The organism is Mycolicibacterium mageritense, from assembly GCF_010727475.1.
GTDB lineage: Bacteria > Actinomycetota > Actinomycetes > Mycobacteriales > Mycobacteriaceae > Mycobacterium > Mycobacterium mageritense.
Genome location: NZ_AP022567.1, coordinates 1739608 through 1757965, shown reverse-complemented (window position 1 = coordinate 1757965; position 18358 = coordinate 1739608). Strand labels below are relative to the sequence as shown.

17 protein-coding genes are annotated in these 18358 nt (G+C 65.8%); 7 read left to right on the top strand and 10 right to left on the bottom strand.

The window, feature by feature from the left end:
- The first annotated feature begins 6 nt into the window (after positions 1-6).
- The 4 genes from G6N67_RS08530 to G6N67_RS08515 all read left to right on the top strand — a co-directional run bounded on the left by G6N67_RS08530 (position 7) and on the right by G6N67_RS08515 (position 4843).
- Complete coding sequence (locus G6N67_RS08530; protein ID WP_197747957.1) at positions 7-1164, top strand: LacI family DNA-binding transcriptional regulator; 1158 nt, start codon at positions 7-9, stop codon at positions 1162-1164.
- 405 nt (positions 1165-1569) lie between these two features.
- Entirely contained in the window at positions 1570-2925 is a 1356-nt protein-coding gene (locus G6N67_RS08525) for a GMC oxidoreductase (protein WP_338100213.1), read from the top strand.
- The gene (locus tag G6N67_RS08520) at positions 2922-3401 is read left to right on the top strand and encodes a hypothetical protein (protein WP_051578729.1); all 480 of its coding nucleotides are present in this window, start codon (positions 2922-2924) and stop codon (positions 3399-3401) included. The genes G6N67_RS08525 and G6N67_RS08520 overlap by 4 nt, the downstream gene beginning before the upstream one ends.
- 35 nt (positions 3402-3436) lie before the next feature.
- Positions 3437-4843, top strand: coding sequence for an NAD-dependent succinate-semialdehyde dehydrogenase (locus G6N67_RS08515; RefSeq protein ID WP_036432930.1), 1407 nt, complete (start codon positions 3437-3439; stop codon positions 4841-4843).
- A 179-nt stretch (positions 4844-5022) separates the two neighbouring features.
- Here the strand turns inward: G6N67_RS08515 and G6N67_RS08510 are convergent, their stop codons facing one another.
- The gene (locus G6N67_RS08510) at positions 5023-5985 is read right to left on the bottom strand and encodes an alpha/beta hydrolase (RefSeq protein ID WP_036432931.1); all 963 of its coding nucleotides are present in this window, start codon (positions 5983-5985) and stop codon (positions 5023-5025) included.
- Positions 5986-6093: 108 nt separating this feature from the next.
- Positions 6094-6540: a MarR family winged helix-turn-helix transcriptional regulator gene (locus tag G6N67_RS08505; protein ID WP_036432932.1), complete on the bottom strand. Its 447-nt coding sequence runs from the start codon at positions 6538-6540 to the stop codon at positions 6094-6096.
- An 85-nt stretch (positions 6541-6625) separates the two neighbouring features.
- On the opposite strand from G6N67_RS08505, the gene G6N67_RS08500 reads away from it, so the two are divergent.
- Positions 6626-6898: a hypothetical protein gene (locus G6N67_RS08500; protein ID WP_036432934.1), complete on the top strand. Its 273-nt coding sequence runs from the start codon at positions 6626-6628 to the stop codon at positions 6896-6898.
- A gap of 74 nt (positions 6899-6972) precedes the next feature.
- Here G6N67_RS08500 and G6N67_RS08495 read toward each other — a convergent pair whose 3' ends face one another.
- Positions 6973-7395, bottom strand: coding sequence for a nitroreductase/quinone reductase family protein (locus G6N67_RS08495; RefSeq protein WP_374762504.1), 423 nt, complete (start codon positions 7393-7395; stop codon positions 6973-6975).
- A 157-nt stretch (positions 7396-7552) separates the two neighbouring features.
- Between G6N67_RS08495 and G6N67_RS08490 the strand changes: the two genes are divergently transcribed.
- Entirely contained in the window at positions 7553-8380 is an 828-nt protein-coding gene (locus G6N67_RS08490) for a helix-turn-helix transcriptional regulator (RefSeq protein ID WP_230021490.1), read from the top strand.
- Positions 8381-8503: 123 nt separating this feature from the next.
- Here the strand turns inward: G6N67_RS08490 and G6N67_RS08485 are convergent, their stop codons facing one another.
- Genes G6N67_RS08485 through G6N67_RS08465 form a run of 5 tightly spaced genes read right to left on the bottom strand, consistent with a single transcriptional unit; the run spans position 8504 to position 13286 of the window.
- Entirely contained in the window at positions 8504-9478 is a 975-nt protein-coding gene (locus G6N67_RS08485; RefSeq protein ID WP_051578730.1) for an enoyl-CoA hydratase/isomerase family protein, read from the bottom strand.
- On the bottom strand, positions 9475-11022 hold the full coding sequence (gene mhpA / locus G6N67_RS08480; protein ID WP_036432940.1) for a bifunctional 3-(3-hydroxy-phenyl)propionate/3-hydroxycinnamic acid hydroxylase MhpA: 1548 nt from the start codon (positions 11020-11022) through the stop codon (positions 9475-9477). The genes G6N67_RS08485 and mhpA overlap by 4 nt, the downstream gene beginning before the upstream one ends.
- Complete coding sequence (locus tag G6N67_RS08475) at positions 11015-11224, bottom strand: hypothetical protein (protein ID WP_036432943.1); 210 nt, start codon at positions 11222-11224, stop codon at positions 11015-11017. Before G6N67_RS08475 ends, mhpA begins: the two co-directional genes overlap by 8 nt.
- Positions 11221-12159: a fumarylacetoacetate hydrolase family protein gene (locus G6N67_RS08470; protein WP_036432945.1), complete on the bottom strand. Its 939-nt coding sequence runs from the start codon at positions 12157-12159 to the stop codon at positions 11221-11223. The genes G6N67_RS08475 and G6N67_RS08470 overlap by 4 nt, the downstream gene beginning before the upstream one ends.
- Positions 12156-13286, bottom strand: coding sequence for a VOC family protein (locus tag G6N67_RS08465; protein WP_036432946.1), 1131 nt, complete (start codon positions 13284-13286; stop codon positions 12156-12158). Before G6N67_RS08465 ends, G6N67_RS08470 begins: the two co-directional genes overlap by 4 nt.
- Before the next feature lie 105 nt (positions 13287-13391).
- Here G6N67_RS08465 and G6N67_RS08460 point away from each other — a divergent pair, with 105 nt between their 5' ends.
- Complete coding sequence (locus G6N67_RS08460) at positions 13392-14036, top strand: TetR/AcrR family transcriptional regulator (RefSeq protein ID WP_036432948.1); 645 nt, start codon at positions 13392-13394, stop codon at positions 14034-14036.
- A 102-nt stretch (positions 14037-14138) separates the two neighbouring features.
- Here the strand turns inward: G6N67_RS08460 and G6N67_RS08455 are convergent, their stop codons facing one another.
- Both G6N67_RS08455 and G6N67_RS08450 read right to left on the bottom strand, forming a co-directional pair.
- Positions 14139-16283, bottom strand: coding sequence for a DNA gyrase subunit A (locus G6N67_RS08455; protein ID WP_036432950.1), 2145 nt, complete (start codon positions 16281-16283; stop codon positions 14139-14141).
- A gap of 11 nt (positions 16284-16294) precedes the next feature.
- Positions 16295-18328 (bottom strand): toprim domain-containing protein, encoded by a 2034-nt coding sequence (locus G6N67_RS08450; RefSeq protein ID WP_036432952.1) that lies wholly within the window; start codon positions 18326-18328, stop codon positions 16295-16297.
- Positions 18329-18358 lie beyond the last annotated feature (30 nt).

Sequence of the window (18358 nt, the reverse complement as noted above, 5' to 3'; positions counted from 1 at the left end):
GTCAGCGTGACCGGCGCAACCATGGGGCGGTTTTTGGTTCTGGGACACAGCCGGCTCAGGTCGGTTAGCCCTCGAGGGCGACTAGAGTGCCTGATGAGGCGGCTACGACGGAGGATGGTGGTGGACGGCAGTGTTGTGACTCTGCAGGACGTGGCAGACCGGGCAGGGTTGTCGCTGGCCACCGCGTCGCGAGTGCTCAACGGCAGCAATCGCGTCGTCAGTGACGCGACCGCTGCCCGGATTCGTCGTGCCGCCGACGATCTCGGCTATGTCTCCAACGGTCCCGCCCAGGCGCTTGCGCGTTCGACCACCTCAGTCGTGGGCCTGATCGTGCACGAGGTCGATGACCCCTACTTCGCGGCGATCGCTCGCGGCGTCATGACGGTGGCTGCCCGCCACGCATTGCTGACCACCCTGGCCAATACCTTTCACGACCCGGACCGGGAGATCGACTACGTCAAGCGGCTTCGGGCTCAGCGTGTTCGCGCCCTGCTTCTCGCCGGTAGCGGGGTGATGCGCGAGGGACACACAGAAGCGCTCGGCGAGGCACTGGCGGGGTTTGAACGCAGCGGCGGTCGAGTCGCGCTTGTGAGCGACTATGGCTTGCCGTATCCCACTGTGCTGCCTGCCAATACGCGTGGCGGCGCACAGGTGGCCCGACATCTGTATGACCTCGGCCACCGCAAGGTAGGCCTCATCGCCGGCCCCTCATTTCTGTTCTCGGTGCGTGACCGTTTGGCCGGATTCATGGATGCGTGGTCGGCATTTGGGCTTCCGGCCGAACAGATTCCGGTGGCAGGCGGTGGCTTCAGCCGCGACGGAGGGTTTTCTGCGGCACTGGAGTTGTTCGATCGCGACCCCGAGATCACCGCGGTGTTTGCACTCAATGACCTGATGGCGGCGGGTGCCCTGGCCGCTTTGACCGAACACCTCGGCCGTCGGGTGCCGACCGACGTGTCGGTGGTCGGCTTCGACGACCTGTGGTTCGCGGCAGATCTGCGCACACCGTTGACCACGGTGCGTCTGCCGTTGGAGGAGATGGGGGCGCAGGCGATGGAGATGATCCTCAGCGCTGATGACGCCGGCACCGGCCGGCCTCGGAACATCCACGTATCGACTGATCTGGTGGTTCGGTCAAGCACAGCCCCCGCTCGGCACCGGTAGACCCACCGGGCCGGAGCGCGCGATTCGGCTGCGGTCGACGCTGCCGCAGCCAACCCGTCCTCACGTGACGCTTGCCACACGATGACCTCAGCGCCTATGGTCGTGAGGAAAGCGCTTACCTACGGTTAAAGCCTCCAAGCGCTGGAAAGGATCGTGATGGAACACGCTGACGTCCTGATCATCGGCGCCGGCGCGTCGGGCGGTGTCGCAGCTGGGGCACTGTCGGCCGCAGGCTTCGACGTGGTCTGTCTGGAACAGGGGAACTGGCCACAACGCGCTGACTATCCGGCGCAACGAAGCACGTACGAATTGGAAGCGCGCAAGCAGTGGTCAGGTAGTCCCAACGTGCGGGGCAATCCCGCGGACTATCCAATCGACGACAGCGCGTCTGACATTGCGCCGTTGATGTTCGCCGGTGTCGGCGGCAGCATGATCCTCTACGCCGGAGATTGGCCCCGCCTGCTGCCCTCCGATTTTCGGGTCCGCACCCTCGATGGTGTCGCCGACGATTGGCCGCTGCGCTACTCCGACCTGCAACCGTTTTATCAGCGCACCGATGAGGCGTTCGGGGTGTCCGGTGTCGAAGGCGATCCCGCTTATCCCGACGGGGCGGGTCCGCCGCTTCCCCCACTTCCCATCGGCGCAATCGGGGCACGGATGGCGCAAGCGCATGACAAACTCGGCTGGCACTGGTGGCCCGCCGCACAGGCGGTGCTGTCCGCGCCGTATCGGGGACGGCGTCCCTGCGTGCAGTTCGGTGCGTGCATGCAAGGGTGCCCGGAAGGGGCCAAGGCCTCTACCGACCTGACGCACTGGCCCGATGCGACTGCCAACGGCGTCCGCCTGCTGACGGGTGCACGGGTATCCCGAATTCTCATGTCGTCGAACGGTTTGGCTGCCGGGGCCGAGTTCGTGCGCCTTGACGGGTCATGGGATGCCGTCCACGCTGACGTTGTCATCCTCGCCGCCAATGCCATTGGGACTCCGCGTATTCTGCTCAACTCCGCAACCTCGGGCCACCCCGACGGCCTGGCGAACTCCAGTGGAATGCTCGGACGTCGCCTGATGGTCCACCCGTTCGCCAATGTGACGGGCTACTTCGATGAAGACCTGGCCAGCTGGAATGGCCACGTAGGAGCCAAGATTGCGTGTTACGAATTCTATGAGACCTCACCCGACCGCGACTTCGTGCGCGGAGCCAAATGGAGTCTGGCACCCACCGGGGGACCGCTGAACGCAGCGATGCCGACACGCGCGGGGCAGGACGTCTGGGGGCAAGCGCATCATGACCACGTCTGCCGACACCTCGGCCGCACGATCAGCTGGGGCATTTTCGGCGAGGACTTGCCTGACGAGAACAACCGTGTGACGGTGGACGGGTCGTTGACGGATTCGTCTGGCATTCCCGCACCGAAGATCGCCTATGCGGTGAGCGATAACTCGCGCAAGCTGCTCGATTTCCACATCGCTCGCGCCGTGGAATCCATGCAGGCCGCCGGCGCGTACGACACCGCGGTCGAATCGCTGATGCGCTACTCGGGCTGGCATCTTCTCGGCACCGCGCGCATGGGTGACGACCCTCGAACTTCGGTCGTCGACCAGTATGGGCGCTCACATGACATCCCCAATCTCTACATCGTCGACGGCAGCGTCTTCGTCACCTCGGGAGGAGTTAACCCGACCAGCACCATCAGCGCGCTGGCTCTGCGATCGACCGAACACCTCATCGCCAACCGCCGCGACCAGAAGGTTCCCGCATGAACGCGCCCACGGTCCAGGAGCTTCCGATGCCCTTCATCGCAACGTCACACCCGTCCGCTCAGAGCCGTGATTCAGGCGTCACCGACGAATGCCGTCACTGGCTCAGCGGCATCGCAAACCTGCTCATCCCCGCCTCGGAAACGATGCCTGCGGCAAGTGATGCGGACGTGAGCACCGGTCAACTCGACGTTGTCCTCAAAGCCCGCCCCGATCTCATCGACGAGTTGCGGCTCGCGTGGTCAGCCACCCGCGGACTGTCGCCTGCCGTAGCCCTCGACCGTCTGCGCACCACTGATCCCGTTCGCTATCAGGCAGTTTGTTTGATCGTTGCGGGCGGCTATTACACGCACCGCGACGTGATCAAGCGACTCGGCTACACCGGGCAGCAGCCTCGCACCGCTCAAATCGGCGGAGACATCGACGAGGAGTTGCTGATGCGCGTTGTCGAACGCGGCCCCCGATATCGCCAAGCCTGACTGCTGCCCAACGACATTCGATTACCAGGAGAGCCATGACATCCACGGATACCCGTACCGTCGTCACGATCAACCCCGCGACCGACGAGCCCCTACATCACTATCCCGTTCTCACCGATGCCGATATCGAGCAGGCACTCGCGGAAACCCATGCGACGGGCCTGATGTGGCGCCGTGTTGCAGTCGAGGAACGGGCTCGCCTGCTCGGCACTGTCGCCGACGCGCTCGACGCGCGCCGGCTAGAGTTGGCGGCGCTGGTCACCGCAGAGATGGGGAAACCAGTGGCGGAGGCGGCTGCCGAGGTGGACAAGTGCGTGTGGCAATGCCGGCAGTACGCCGAAGACGGTGCCAGCTACCTGCAGCCGGAATCCATTGCAGTGCCCGCACAATCCTGCCGACTCGTCTATGAGCCGCTCGGTGTGATTCTGGCCGTGATGCCCTGGAACTTCCCGCTGTGGCAGGTCTTCCGATTCGCCATACCGGCGCTACTTGCCGGCAACACGGTGCTCCTCAAACATGCATCCAACGTGACAGGTAGCGCACTGGCGATCGAGGCAGTGATCGAGGCCTCCGCTCTGCCCGGCGGCGTGCTGCGGACACTGGTCGTGGACGAGGCCGATGTTGCCGCCGTGGCCGAGCGCCTCATTTCCGACTCCCGGGTCGCCGCAGTCACCTTGACCGGGTCCACTCGCGCGGGAGCGCATGTCGCTTCTGCTGCCGGGCGGGCCCTGAAGAAGAGCGTCCTCGAACTGGGCGGGTCCGATCCCTTCGTAGTGCTCGCCGACGCTGACATAGACGCCGCGGCGGTACACGCGGTCAAATCTCGGTTCATGTGCAGCGGCCAAACCTGCATTGCAGCCAAACGGATTGTGGTGCACAAGGATATAGCCGATCGATTCCAGAAGAAACTCGTCGAGGCCGTCGAGTCCTTGACCGTGGGTGATCCCACCGACGCCGCCACCACCGTCGGCCCGCTGGCGCGACCCGACATCCTCGAGCAGGTGCAGCGGCAGGTCGAAAAGTCTGTGGCTCAAGGCGCCACCGTCCTGACCGGGGGCCGACGGCTGGACCGTGACGGGAACTTCTATGCCCCAACCGTGCTCACCGATGTCACGCACGACATGCCAGTACTCGCCGAAGAAACGTTCGGGCCCGTGGTCGCTCTCATCCGAGTCGACGACGATGATCAGGCAGTCACAGTGGCCAACTCCACTGAATACGGTCTGGCCGCGAGTGTTTGGAGTCGAGACATCGAGCACGCGGTGTCCGTGGGCAGCCGCATCGAATCGGGTGTCCTGTTCGTCAACTCATTGGTGATGTCGGATCCACGCGTGCCGTTCGGTGGGATCAAACGCAGCGGCTACGGCCGCGAACTCGGCGCCGCCGGAGTCCGCGAGTTCACCAACCTCCGCACCATCTGGATTGCGCAAGCAGACGCATAGCCGAGCATCGTCGTGCGGGTGCAAGAGCATTCGCCTGCACGATGCACCATCCCGTCGCCGCTGCCCGGGGTGGGCCTGGCGATGATCGTCGTCGCTCCGGTGATGGCTTGGGTGCTCTTCGTTCTCCCGGCTGGTGAGCCGTGTGTTCCCCGATACCAGCGCCTCACTGCAGCAAACCACTACAGCTGCTGGAGGCGGCGGATCCGGGCCGCCATCGCTTGCTGTGCCTGCGTCGACTGTGGGGCGACGACCTCGAATCCGTGGGGGCACCCGGGGTAGATGTGCAGCTCGGTCGGAACGCCGGCCTGCGCGAGACGTCGCGCGTAGACCGTGATTTCGTCTCGGAAGATGTCGAGGTCACCCGTGTCGAGGTAGGTGGGCGGTAGGCCGGCGACGTCGCTCGCGCGGGCAGCTGCCGCATACGGGGAGACCTCCGCGCCGCCGGCGCTGTCGCCGAGCAGGGCAGACCAGCCGGTGACGTTGTCGTTGTAATCCCAGACCAACGTCTCCTGCGGCAGTTGCGGATCGGGATCAGTGGTGCGGTCGTCGAGCATGGGATAGATGAGCAGCTGCAACGCGATGGCCGGACCGCCGAGGTCGCGAGCCATCAAGGCCACCCCGGCCGCGAGTCCGCCTCCGGCGCTGTCGCCGACGACGCCGATGCGGCCCGGATCGACTCCGAGTTCTTTGGCGTGGCCGGCCAGCCAGTTGAGCGCGGCATAGCAGTCCTGCACCGGAGTCGGGTCGGGGTTCTCGGGCGCGACCCGGTAGTCCACGATGAGCGCCGGGACGCCCGAGGCAGCGACGTATGCGCGTACCAGTTTGTCGTAGAACTCGGCGACCACATTCAACCCGAAAATCATTCCCCCACCGTGCAGGTACAGCACGGCGCTGCCGGGCAGGGATCCCGCGGCGGGGCGGTACCACCGCAATGGCAGCGCAGTGTTGTCATCGGTCACCAGCGTGTGTTCTTCGACGTCCACCCGTTCGGACCGCGGCCAGGTGGCCGAGACCGCGCTGAACATCGCCTCGATGTTGGTCCGTCGGGTCGCGATGTCGCCTACCGGCGGGCGCGGCGCAGGCTCGGGCCCGCTCAGTGCAAGGATCGCCGATGCGATCTCGGGGTCAATGCGCAAGGTCACGTGGTGCCTCCTCGAATCGCGGAGGCGACCTTCCGCGTCCGCTGTCATCGGGTTACATCGGTCCGTCACCGGCAACGCGGGCAGACGTCCGATGATTCCTGACAGCCCTCAGTCGGGTGTGTCTGCGAACCGGTCGGTGAAGCGTTCGAGTGCGCCGGCAAACGCTTCCGCTTCGGCAGGCTCCCACTCCGAAAGGATTTCACTCGCGGTGGCGGCGAGCTCAGCGCGCATGGCACTGACGGCGGCGGCACCTGCCGCGGTCAGTGTCAGCTGTGCCGCGCGAGCGTCGTTCGGATCCTGTTGCCGTGCGAGGAGTCCGGAGTCCTCCAGTTTCGAGGCGTATCGGGTTGTCGCAGAGCGGTCGATGCCGATCGCGGGCGCGAGCCGGGTGGCGGTGGTCGGGCCGAGGCGCGCGATTCCGGACAGCACCGGATACGTGGTCGCATCGACGCCCGCGACGTCGGCCGTGAGGCGCCGGTAGAGGTGTTGGCGGGTACTGCGCAGCAGCAGTCGGCCGAGCTGGGTGGCAACGCGATCACCGGGAGTATCGGGCATCGACCCAGTTTACGTGACTTTTGCACGCACCTGAGGTAACGTCATATGCGTGTAAATTGCACACATATGGAGAGTGGGGTTAGTCATGAGTGAAAAGCTCCCGGTCCGACCGGAGGATGTGCTGGCCGACGCGGACAGCGCGACGACATTCGGCGGGGTAGATGTGCGCAAGGGCACGATCGCTGCATTTGTTCTCAACGCCAAGCAATTAGCGGACCTGCCTGCTACCGACCCGAACCGCGCGGCGATCGAGGCGCAACTTCGGGCGTTGGCCCCGGCGCTGCGGGCCGTCGGAGTGCTCGACGTGTTTGTGCCGCGCTCGGCCGAGGTGGCGGCATTGTTGGACGAATCGGCATAGGGGTCGGCGCGGCGGTTGCCGGCAGCGGTGATCCATCCGTGATCGGGAGCATCCCGAGCTGAGCTGGAATGCGTTCACGCCCTGCGCAGTTCGAAGACTGGTATCGCGCGTTCGGGCTTGGGGTAGCCCGCGAGGCGGGGGTGACGTGAGGCAATGTCGGCAAGCATCGCGGCCGCTTCAGGCCGAGGTAGCTCGTGTGCGATGACGTCGTAGGACTGGGTGCCGACCTCGAGATGGGCTTGTGGGTTGGCGCGGAGATTGTGGATCCAGGCCGGATTCTTCGGTGCACCGCCGAAGGTGCCGATCACATAGAGGCGTCCGTCGACCGTGAAGTACTCAAGCGGAGTCACCCGCGGCCGGCCCGACTTGGCACCGGTCACGGTCAGCAGCAATACATTTGCCCCTTGGAAGGGTCCGCCGACAGTTCCGCCGTTGCCGCGGAACTCGTCGATGATGTGCCCGTTGAAGCTCTGTAGCGTGTCCGGATTGCTCTCCACTTCGGTGTAGGTGGGAATGGGCGGGATGTCAGTGGTCATCAGCCCACTGTTGCTGTGCCCGGGGAGTCGGTCCAGGGTCGGACTCACGGGGGTACCGCGCTACCGGGGTACTGACACACCCAGGGTGCCGATGGGCACCGTGCGGCAGGATGGAAGTGTGGGCAAATCGGAGCTGGGAGAGTTCCTGCAGGCACGCAGGGCTGCGGTGACGCCGGCCTCCGTGGGAATACCCGCTTCGGGGCGACGTCGAGTTCCCGGGCTGCGGCGTGAGGAGGTCGCTGCGCTCGTGGGCCTGTCCACCGACTACTACGTTCGGCTGGAGCAGGGGCGTGGTGGTCGTCCGTCCGAATCGGTGTTGGATGCGATCGCAGCCGCGCTGTTGCTCGACGCTACGCAACGGGAGCACTTGTATCGCCTGGCACATCCGCCGCACCGGAGGTCGGCCGCGCGACGGCCACGCATTGCGAAGCCGACGCGCATGTTCCTCGATACCTTGACGGTGCCGGCGCTCGTCTTGGCCAGTGACACTCAAGTTCTCGGATGGAACAGCCTCGCGTGTGCGCTGTTCACCGACTTCGACGCGCGGCCCCCGCGGGAACGCAACACCGCATGGTTGCTGTTCCGGGATGAGGAGGTCGCGGCACGGCACCGGAATTGGGAGAGCTCTGCACGCGATACCGTCGGCATGCTCCGGATGGCGGCGGGTAAGGCGCCGGATGATGCTGGTTTGGCCGCCTTGGTCGGCGAACTGTCCATGCACAGCGCGACGTTTCGGCACTTCTGGGCAAAACACCACGTATACGAGAAGTCCTGTGGCCTGACGCTGCTTCGCCATCCTGAAGTGGGAGACCTCGATCTCACGTTCGTCACGTGGACAACACCGGCGTCACCGAACCAGATGCTTGTCACCTACACGCCTGAACCGGGCTCACCGTCGGAGGAGGCTCTGCGCCTTCTCGGATCGATGTCCGCCACGAACGCGTAACGCTGCGCTCGGCGGGACGGAACGGCCGGTGAGGCCGTGGGCAGGACTGCGCACAGACGTCCTAGGTCTCGGCCCGCGCACATGACGGTCCGGTCGGGCCTGATCATGGCTGCCGAACTGGTGTCAGGCGCCGGAGGCGTTGAGATCGACGACGTCACCTTGGACCCAGCATTCGAGGTCGGTGAGGAAAACCGAGTCACCAGTTCCCTTCTGCTGCATGTCTACCCACGCGCTCATGGCGTGGGGTGCGGATCCCGACAGAATGCCCGCCACGTTGGCTGCGCTTTCGCGGCGCAGGCTTTCGGCCGGGGACAGCAGATAGTCCTCGTTGAAGATGCGCTTCTGGACCGCGACGGTGTCGCGGTTGCGTTTCGCATAGCGCGCACCGAGTGACTGGGCTTCGGTGAGTAGCTCTTCGGGTGGCACCAAGCGACGAATCAGTCCCATCTCCAACGCTTCCTGCCGCGAGTACATTCTGCCTTCGAGCAGCATCTCCAATGCGCGGTCAGGTCCGATCAACTGAGCCAGACGCTGTCCGCCGACGGTGGTGGTGAGCCCGATGAGCAGCTCAGGCAATACGAAGCCGACGGCGTCGTCATCGGCGGCAAGGCGCACGTCGAAGGCCACCGACATCTCCAATCCGCCACCGCCGCACGGCCCGCCGATTGCCGCGATGTAGACCGCGGGTGAGCGCATGATCCGCAGCACCAGATTGGCGAACCTGTTAACACCGAGGAGCCCGGTCAACGGTGACTGTTCCAGTGCCTCTTGACCGCCCGGCAGTGTGCTCAGCACGTCGACGCCGCGTGCCACCGTTCGCAGTGTGCGCTCAGACAGAGGTCGTTCGCTGCGTCGCGCGGCCGCGAGAATGTCCGCGATATCGAAGTGGGTGATGTAGCGCTTCTCCACGCCACCTGTGACGACGACCGCGCCGACGGTTTCGTCGTCGTCGACGACGCGGGTCAGTGCGTCGAAGTCGCGGTGCATCTGCTCGGTCATGAAGTTGTAGGGCGGTGCGACCACGCGGACCGTGAGGACGCGCCCGTCCTGCTCTACGGTCAGCGTCTGCAACCGAAGGTCGCGAGCGCGCTCGGTCATTGTGTCTCCTGATCGGCCGGGGATCGCGGAACGAAGTGGGGCGCGACAGCGCACAGGGCGCTCAGTTCTCGCCCGGCGCACATCACCGTCCGATCGGGCCTGACGATCGCAGCGGTGGCGCGTCCGCGACGTAGCCAGCGCGCAAGCTCGCTGCCGGGTTCTGCGATGTGCACGACGGCACCTCGCTCCTCGAGCAATTCGTGTTGGAAGGCAGGCGGACGCGCGGTTGTGATGAGGGCGAATCGGTCCCCGAGTTCGGAGTCGAGACGACTGCCGTCCGCCAGAATGGGATTGGGGCACAACGTGCCTGCCAACTGCCGAGGCCCGCGGCCCTTGATCACCAACGCGGAACTGCGCAGTGCCGGTGTCTTGCTGTTGACCAGCCTGTCGCGTATCCCGGGGATCAGGTGCAACCGCGGAGCGATGGCCCGCCGCAGCAGGTTGCCGGCGCGCCCACCCGCAGTCATGGCCCACCCCATGCCCAGTGCGAGACCAATCATGATGCGCGCGTGAAGTTTGCGCTCCTGCTCGTAGGAATCCAACAGGCTGGCCGGGAAGTCTCCGGAAAGGACGCCGGCCAGCTTCCAGGCCAGGTTCATCGCGTCGCGAATCCCCGCGCCCATACCTTGACCGATGAACGGCGGTGTCAAATGCGCGGCGTCCCCGAGAAGGAACACATTGCGATCACGCCACCGGTTGGCGATCTGGGCGCGGAAGGTGTACTCGGCCACCCGCACCAACTCGAGTTCATCGTTGGGAATGTCGTTGACCCACGGTGCAATCAGGCCGCGAAGGGTTTCGAGTGTGTTGTAGTCGTCGGCGGTTTCACCAGGCAGCAGCCGAAACTCCCAGCGGTAACGGGCCGGTCCGATCCGCATGTAGGTGGCGGCCCGGACGGGGTTGCACACTTGATGCACGCCGTCCCACTGGTTCAGTTCCGCGGCGGTGATGACGTCGGCCACCAGCCAGCGCTGCTCGAACCGCAGGTCGTCCATCGTGGCGCCGATCGAGCTTCGCACCACGCTGTTGGCGCCGTCGCAGCCGAGCACATATGTGGTGTCGATGATGTGGTCCTCACCGGTGAGACGATCGGTGAAGGTCAACCGGACGCGACCGGGGTGCTGGGTGATGTCGGTGACCTCGGCGTTGCCCCGGATATGCACGCACGAACGCTTCTCCAGGTTGGCGCGCAGCAGCGCTTCGAACTCGGGTTGGTCGAACATATTCGCTTGCGGGAAGCCGTGCCTGCTCTCGGTTACGTCGCGGTCGAACTGCGCCAGCACGCGCAGATTCTGGTCGAGCAACTGCAAGCCCAGCGCCGGCCGCGAAATCGCCGCGAACTCCTCGGCGACGCCGAGCCGGGCGACGATCCGGTTGATCTCGTCGTCGAGGTGCACCGCGCGCGGTTGCGGATACACGCCCTCCCAGCGGTCCAGGACCAGGCACGAAATGCCATAGTCGGCAAGCAAAGTGGCGACGGTTACGCCAGTCGGACCGGCGCCGACGACGATGACCGGCACGGATTCCACATCAGGATCAGGCATGGGATGTCCTCAACAGGGGGCAACCGACAACTGGCTTGCGGTCGGCGGCGGCCGAGAGCAATGTTGACGATGTGCCCGTCATGGCCGCACCTTTGATGTCCCAGTACGTCGATTCGGGACGGCCACGCTCAGCCAGCGGGATCGACTCGATGACGGCCAGGTCGGCCGGGCCGCTACAACGGTTCCACAGCAGATCGTTCATGCGAACCTCACCGCGGTGCGCTGGATACCGAGGTCGATGGCACCGTCGTCGGTGGCCACCGACACCTCCACGACATCGCCATGCTGCAGGTACTTCGGATTGTTCGCCTGGCGGTTGAAGAAGGCCTTCCACTTGAGCGCCGGTGGCAGTAGCGAGCCGATGATCTCGATCGGTTTCGGCGGGGCGCTCAGCGCGGTGCCCACCGGAGTTCCCGTCATGACCAGGTCGCCGGCGTCCAACCGCTGAAACCGCGTCAACGACTGCAACGCATACACGGGCTGGTAGATCATGTCGCCGTCGACAAGCGCGTTCTGGCGCACCTCACCGCTGACGCGCAATTGCAGCCGCAGGTCGCCGAACCGCTTGAGTTCGTCGGCGTCCAGCAGGACCAGCGCCGGGCCGACCGGGGTGAACGTGGGATAGGACTTGGCCTCGTAGAACTGGGTCTGCGGCAACTGGATGTCGCGGGCCGAAACATCGTTGGTGACAACGAGTCCGGCAATGTACTCGGCCAAGTTGGCCTCGGTGATCTCGGTGCCGACCGGGATCTCTCGGGCGATCACCAGGCCGATCTCCACCTCGTAGTCCAAGAACTTGACGTGTTGCGGCTTGACGATGTCGTCCAAGGGGCCGCTGATAGACCCGGAGGTCTTTCGGAAGAAAGTCAGCGGGATGGTCTTGGGATCCATGCCGGAGTCCTTGACATGGGAGGCGAAGTTGGTCATCTGCGCAACCACACGGCACGGCGCGGTCACCGGGGAGAGCAATTCGAGGGAGTCGACTGCGATGACGTCCCCGCTGTGCGCGGCGGCATCGATGGCGGCCCGGTCAGCCAACAGCTCACCGGTGGTGGTTGCCGCAGTGGCAATTTTGGCTGCGCCGGTGGGGGTTTGAACCCACCAGGCGTCGGTGGTGCGCAGGACAGAAGTGGTCATGAGTTGGCTACTTTCAGAAGGCCGATGAGGCGGTTGATAGAGAATTCGTTGTCGGCGCGCAGCGCGTCGAACATCGAACGCGCTTCGTGGGGAAGCGCTCTGGGGTTGGTGCCGAGGAAATCCGCGCTCGCGGGTGGCCCCCACTGGGCCAGCCCGGACGCGGTGAACGGGGCCCAGCCGGGCTCCAAGGTGTTGTCGAACATGTCGCCGTCGGCGAAGTGCTCGACCAGGAAACCGTCGGGGTCGCGCCAATAGTCGAAGATTTGGCTGCCCTGGATGTGACGGCCGATGCCCCAGGACCGGTTGTAGCCGCGGGCCTTGAGGTATTCGCCGCCGGCGGCCAGCGCGTCGAGATCGCAGACCTGGTAGGCCGAGTGAACGTAACGGTTCGCCGGGCCGAGGGCCATCGCCAGGGTGTGGTGGTCAGCCGGTGTCGTGCCGCGGTCGCAGCGGATGAAGCTCATCGTCGGCCCGCGGTTGCGCTGACCGGGGAAGTACAGGAAGTCGCTGACGATCATGCCGAGGTTGTTGAGGTACCAGTCCAGCGCCTCGACGTACTTCGTGGATTGCAGGACCACATGCCCGAGCCGCTGCACCTTGGCGGGCTCACGAGGTGGGCACTGAGGGGCATTGACGCGATGCAGTTCGTGGCCGAAGTTGAAGGCGTGCGTCGCCTGCGCCGGCAGCGCCGCGAGCTCATGGGTGCCCGCGACGACACGCACCGGGGTACCGCTCGGGTCGACCAGGTCGACCGCCACCCCTCCGATCGTTTCGGGTAACGGCCGGGTGTGCGCGCCGGTTGCCTTCGCCAGACGCAGCACGTCGGCCTCATCGGCGGCCTTGAAGGCGGCGCCGAGGAAACGCGTGCGGGCGCCGCGGCGGATGATGACACACGGTGTGCCGGCGTCGGTGCCGCGCAGATGCAGCTCTTGATCGGTGCGTAGCACCGTGGCGAACCCGAACGTGCTGGCGAAGGCTTCCGCGCGCGTCAGGTCTGGCTTGCTGAACTCCAGCCATGCGAGATCGTGCACCTTGATCACCGGATTGCGGGAGCGGCCCGGATGCTCACCCTTGCGGCCGCCCTGTTCGCTGTGTAGCCCGTTATGGGCTCCCATCAGGTCGTTCATGCCGACCTCCTTTCTAACTGACGAAATCATCACATACGATCCAATCGTCAGTCAATTATTTATGACGATTCCATCAGAACTGACTGGTTCTGCTACGGTGGTGGCGTGAGCGACGAGCCCGTCAACCGGTTGGAAAGGCGCAAACAGCGCACCCGCAGTGCGTTGGTCCGGGCCGCGCAAGGCTTCATCGCCGCGGGCACGCTCAATGTGCCGGTGCTGGAGATCACCCAGGCAGCCGATGTCGGCATGGGATCCTTCTACAACCACTTCAAGACCAAAGAAGAGCTCTTCGACGCCGCCGTCGAGGACGTCCTCGACGCGCATGGCGCGCTGCTGGATCAGCTCACAGAGTCGATCGAGGATCCGGCCGAAACCTTCGCTTGCAGCTTCCGGCTCACCGGCCGGCTGTTTCGCCGCCGTCCGCAGGAGAGCCGCATCCTGCTGGCCAATGCGCTCACCTTGATGTCATCGGATCGTGGACTCGCGCCCCGCGCATTGCGCGATATCACCGCGGCCGCGGCGGCCGGACGGTTCGAAGTCGATGACGCGCGGTTGGCGCTGTCGGTCGCCGGGGGCGCACTGATGGGTCTGGGCAAGCTGTTGCAGGACGAGCCAGACCGCGACGACGCCGCAGCTGCCGACAAAGTGACTGAGGACGTGCTCCGGTTGTTCGGACTGTCCGCCGACGAAGCGCACGAAATCTGCACTCGTCCGTTGCCGGATCTGGACAACGCCGTGACCGCGGCCTGACGGTGGACAGCACTAATCGCTGCCGTACGGGATGTGACTCTGTCCTACAGTGCCTTTCAGCACACCGGAGTGGGAGGGTGCTTCGGCCGCCTGATGGATGAACTAGTCCGCCGGCGCAGCTGACACGTCGCTACCCGATCCCTTCACGGAGGCCTTCGCGCGCTTCTCGGCGCGCACGGCCTTCCTGCCGCGCACATAACCCGTCGCCGAGATCGACGCCGCCAGGAGGGCATCCTCGCCCTTGACGAAGGGATGAAATCCGACGCCGGCGCCGCCGCGGCCCTTGACGGGGATATCCGCGACTTCGGTGACCTTCCAGCTCTTCTCTGACAACGACAGGATCGCCTCGCCGTTGGCGCATGAAACCGGCAGCGCGGCAATCACTTCATCGCCGTCGGCGGCGAGCTTCACGCCTGCCACGCCGTTACCGGCGACACCTTGCGGGTTCACCGCGGCGGGGTCGATCCGCAGGATCTTCCCGCGACGCGTCACCAGCGCCAGGTGGTAGCCCTCGGTCAGCACGCCGGAGCGCAGCAGCCCGGTGATGTCGGGTGCCACCGGAATGTCGCGGATCTTGAACGGCAGACCGTTGCCGGTGGTGAACTTGACCCGGCCGTCGGTCCACACGGCCCAGCCCAAACCTGAGGTGAGCAGGTCACCGTGGCTGTCGGAGAAGACACCGCGGTCGTCGAGGCGCCAGGCGGCGTTGACCTTCCGCTCGCGTGGCCCGTCGTCGTCCGCGCCGGCCGACACGGGTGTGGCCTCGAAGTCCAGCACGGTGCGGCGGTCGAATTCGGGGCCTTTGAACAGCTTTGCGGTCTCCACCAGCTCCTTGTCGATCACCACCCGCCGTGCATCGGGATTGGTCACCAGCTCGGTGAGCTCCGCGAACTCGGCGTCCAACTTCTCCGCTTCGGCCTGCAGCTCGATCACGTCGAGCTTGGTGAGCCTTCGAAGTTGGAGTGCCAGAACGTAATTGGCCCGCTCTTCGTCGATCTCGAACCGTTCCTGCAGGCCCCTGCGGGCGTCGTCGACGGTGTCGGACGCTCGGATGATCGCGACGGCAGCATCGATGTCGAGATGGATCTTCATCAGGCCGGCCACCAGATGCCTGCGTGCGGTGACTTTTTCGAGCCGGTACTCGCTGCGGTGCAGCACCACGGAATCGCGCAGATGCAGGAATGCGCCGATCAGCTCACGAACGTTCCACCAGCGCGGTACCCGGTCCTCATCGAGTGCCACCAGGCTCGCCGCGAACGTCGACTCCAGCGGGGTGAGCGCCAGCAGTTGCTCGCGGATGGTCTCGGCGCTGTGCCCACGTTTGGCGGTGACCACGATGCGCAGGCCGTTGCGACGGTCGGTCAGGTCCGACATGTCCGCGACACCGGACAGCTCGCCGGATTCGACCAGTGCCCGGATCCGGTCCTGCACAGTGTTGCTCGCGACTCCGGGTGGCAACTCGGTGATTATGCAGTTCTTGCCGTCGACGGAGACCGTGCCGCGCACGGTGAGCTGACCCCGGCCGGTGGTGATGTACTCGCGCAGTCCGGCCGTGCCGACCACGGTGGCCCCGCAGCCCCAGTCGGGGCCCGGAATGAGCTTCACCAGCCGGTCGTCGGTCATGTTCGGGGTTTTCAGCAGCGCCCGGCAGGCCGCCATGACCTCACGCGGATTGTGCGCGGGCACCTTGGTGGCCCAGCCCTCGGCGATCCCGACGGCACCGTTGCACAGAAGCACCGGCCATTGCGCAGGCAACATGGTCGGCTCGGTCCATTCGCCGTCGAACGTCTGCACCATCGGGACCGCGTGGTCGTTGAGTTCGGCGGTCAGCGCGGCGCCGGGGGCCGACAGCCGCATCTCGGTGTAGCGGTCCGCGGCCGGGATGTCACCTTGGATGCGGGGGAACGCACCTTGTCCGTCAATGACTTTCACTCGCTGGAACTCGGCCGCCATGAGCGCCGCCGCCCCGTACATAGACGCACCGCCGTGCGGATGCAGATTGCCGGTGACGGCAGAGCAGATCTTCGAGGACTTCTGCGGCTTGTTCCCGGGTTGGAGCCCGGACTCGTGCATTTGATACAGCAACCGACGCTGACCCGGTTTGAGCCCGTCGAACGCCGACGGGATGGCGCGGTCGCTGACGCTGTAGAGCGCGAAGGTCAGCTGGTAGTGGTTCCAGTAGTCGTCGGCACTCTGGTCGAGCACCAGATCCGGGTTCTGTTCCGGAATGTCCAAGGTCGCGGTCACGGTGCTTCTTCCTAGGTCAGGTCCAGCGCGGAGGTATCGACACGGGATGCGACATCGGCCATCCACGTGCGCCTGCCTTCCGGCGGCCCACCGAACAATGTGTGGTGCAGCTTGGCTTCACCGTCGTCGAGGTTCACCCGAATCACCGTGCGGCGCTGGGGATCCAGCACGGTGTTCCAGAAGTCGTCGGCGTCCATTTCGCCGAGGCCCTTGTTGCGCTGCACCTCGACCTTGCGTTTGGAGGTTGCTTTCAACTGGGCCACCGCGGCGTCGCGCTCGGACTCGTCCTGGCAGTAGATCCGCTCGTTGCCGTCCTTGACCACGAACAGCGGCGGCAGTGTCACGTACACCATGCCGGCCTCGACGAGCGGGCGGTAGAAGTCCAGGAACATCGAGATGAGGCTGGAGTTGATGTTGCCGCCGTCGGGGTCGGCGTCGGAGGCGAACAGGATGCGGTCGTACCGGCACAACTCGGGGTCGCAGTGATCACGCACGCCGCAGCCCAGGATGCGTTCGATCGCATCGAACTCGTCCTTGACGCGTGCCTTGCTCACGGTGAATCCGTAGACGTTGGGCGGCTTGCCTTTCAGCGGGAACGCCGCCTGGAACGTGGCGTCGCGCGCCGCCTTGATCGTGCCGAGCGCGGAATCACCCTCGCACAAGAACAATTCGGCGCCCGAGCCGCGGCCGGTCTCCCGGCTGGGCAGCAGCTTCGGCGGAAGAGACAGATTCGTCCCGAGCCCTTTGGCTTTCGACGCGGCACGGGACCGGGCCTTGGCACCCTCGGCGCTGCGTCGCGCGCGGGCCGATTCCAGCGCCAGCTTGGTCCACAGGGTCACCGCGTCGCCGTTGGCGGGGTTGGCCGCCCAGATGGTGACGCTGCGCGCAACGTCGGGGGCCATCGCCACATTCAGCGACCGCGACGACACCGCGGTCTTGGCCTGCGAATCCCATGCGACGTCGGGGGCGCGGGTGTCCACGGCCAGTGCGGTGACGGAGGCGAAATCCTGTGGCTCCGGGCCGTCCTCGCCCTTTGCCAGACCCAGATCCCGGATCCGGGACGCGCGGTCGGCCAGCGCCTCGGACAGTCCCTTCATCGCGGCCGTCAGGTGAGATCCGCCGCCCGGGGTGCGGACGGTGTTGCAGAACGCGGAAACCGTCGCCGGTTCGGCCGGGCCCGCAGTCAGCGACCAGCGGAACGGGGTCGGCCCACGGCCGGTGGTGTATTCGCCACGACCTTCGACGGCTGCCCGCACCTCGGGAAGGGGAGTGCCCGCGGCGGTGCACATCAGGTCCAGCAAGGTGTCGGTGCCCCAGGGGCCGTTGAACGGCTCGAGCAGCGCGGCTGGAACGGGGTCACCGGGCCAACCTTCGTCGACGACGACCAGCTGCACGCCGGGGGACATCCGCGCGGCGGCGTGCGCCCGCAGCAGCACCTCCCCGACGTCGACGGTGGAATCCGGCACCACGGTCGCGTCGAACAGGATGCGCACCGTGGTGCCGTGCGCGTCCGGCTTGCGATTGCCGGCACCGCGCAGCTTCTGCGTGTCGGCTCGGGTGAACGGCGCCTCCGGATCGAACTCCTTGCCCTCGAACGTCCCGGGGTAGCCACGGCCGAAACTCTGCACGTAGGTCTTGCCGGCCCGGCGTACCGTCACATCGGTCCGCGCGGAGATGAACACCGCTGCCGCGGCGCCGATCCCGTTCAGACCGGCACCGGTGCTGGCCGCGTCGGCATGAGCGGAGAACTTGCCGCCGGCCCGCGCGGTGCCGAGCGTCTTGACGATGCCGTTCTTGCCGGTCGCCGGGTCGGAGTCGACGGGAAGGCCGCGACCGTCATCGGCCACGCTGACCGAGCCGTCGGCGTGCAGCGTGATGGTGACGGTGGACCCGCCGTGGCTGGGATCGGCGACCTCTTCGATCGCGTTGTCCACCAGCTCGCGCAGCGCGGTGTTGAGCACGTCGAGGCCCAGGTTCACCGCCGGGCGCAGGCGGGTGTGCTGGACATCGTCGAGTTCGGTGATGTCTGCAGCGTTGTAGCTCACTGCTGATCCTTTCCATCAGGCCCGACTGCG

What these genes read in the sequence shown, in the direction of transcription:
- G6N67_RS08525 (WP_338100213.1), top strand. Translation starts at nt 1,570, where the DNA reads ATGTTCGCCGGTGTCGGCGGCAGCATGATCCTCTACGCCGGAGATTGG.
- G6N67_RS08520 (WP_051578729.1), top strand. Translation starts at nt 2,922, where the DNA reads ATGAACGCGCCCACGGTCCAGGAGCTTCCGATGCCCTTCATCGCAACG.
- G6N67_RS08515 (WP_036432930.1), top strand. Translation starts at nt 3,437, where the DNA reads ATGACATCCACGGATACCCGTACCGTCGTCACGATCAACCCCGCGACC.
- G6N67_RS08505 (WP_036432932.1), bottom strand. Translation starts at nt 6,540, where the DNA reads ATGCCCGATACTCCCGGTGATCGCGTTGCCACCCAGCTCGGCCGACTG.
- G6N67_RS08500 (WP_036432934.1), top strand. Translation starts at nt 6,626, where the DNA reads ATGAGTGAAAAGCTCCCGGTCCGACCGGAGGATGTGCTGGCCGACGCG.
- G6N67_RS08485 (WP_051578730.1), bottom strand. Translation starts at nt 9,478, where the DNA reads ATGACCGAGCGCGCTCGCGACCTTCGGTTGCAGACGCTGACCGTAGAG.
- mhpA (WP_036432940.1), bottom strand. Translation starts at nt 11,022, where the DNA reads ATGCCTGATCCTGATGTGGAATCCGTGCCGGTCATCGTCGTCGGCGCC.
- G6N67_RS08475 (WP_036432943.1), bottom strand. Translation starts at nt 11,224, where the DNA reads ATGAACGATCTGCTGTGGAACCGTTGTAGCGGCCCGGCCGACCTGGCC.
- G6N67_RS08470 (WP_036432945.1), bottom strand. Translation starts at nt 12,159, where the DNA reads ATGACCACTTCTGTCCTGCGCACCACCGACGCCTGGTGGGTTCAAACC.
- G6N67_RS08465 (WP_036432946.1), bottom strand. Translation starts at nt 13,286, where the DNA reads ATGAACGACCTGATGGGAGCCCATAACGGGCTACACAGCGAACAGGGC.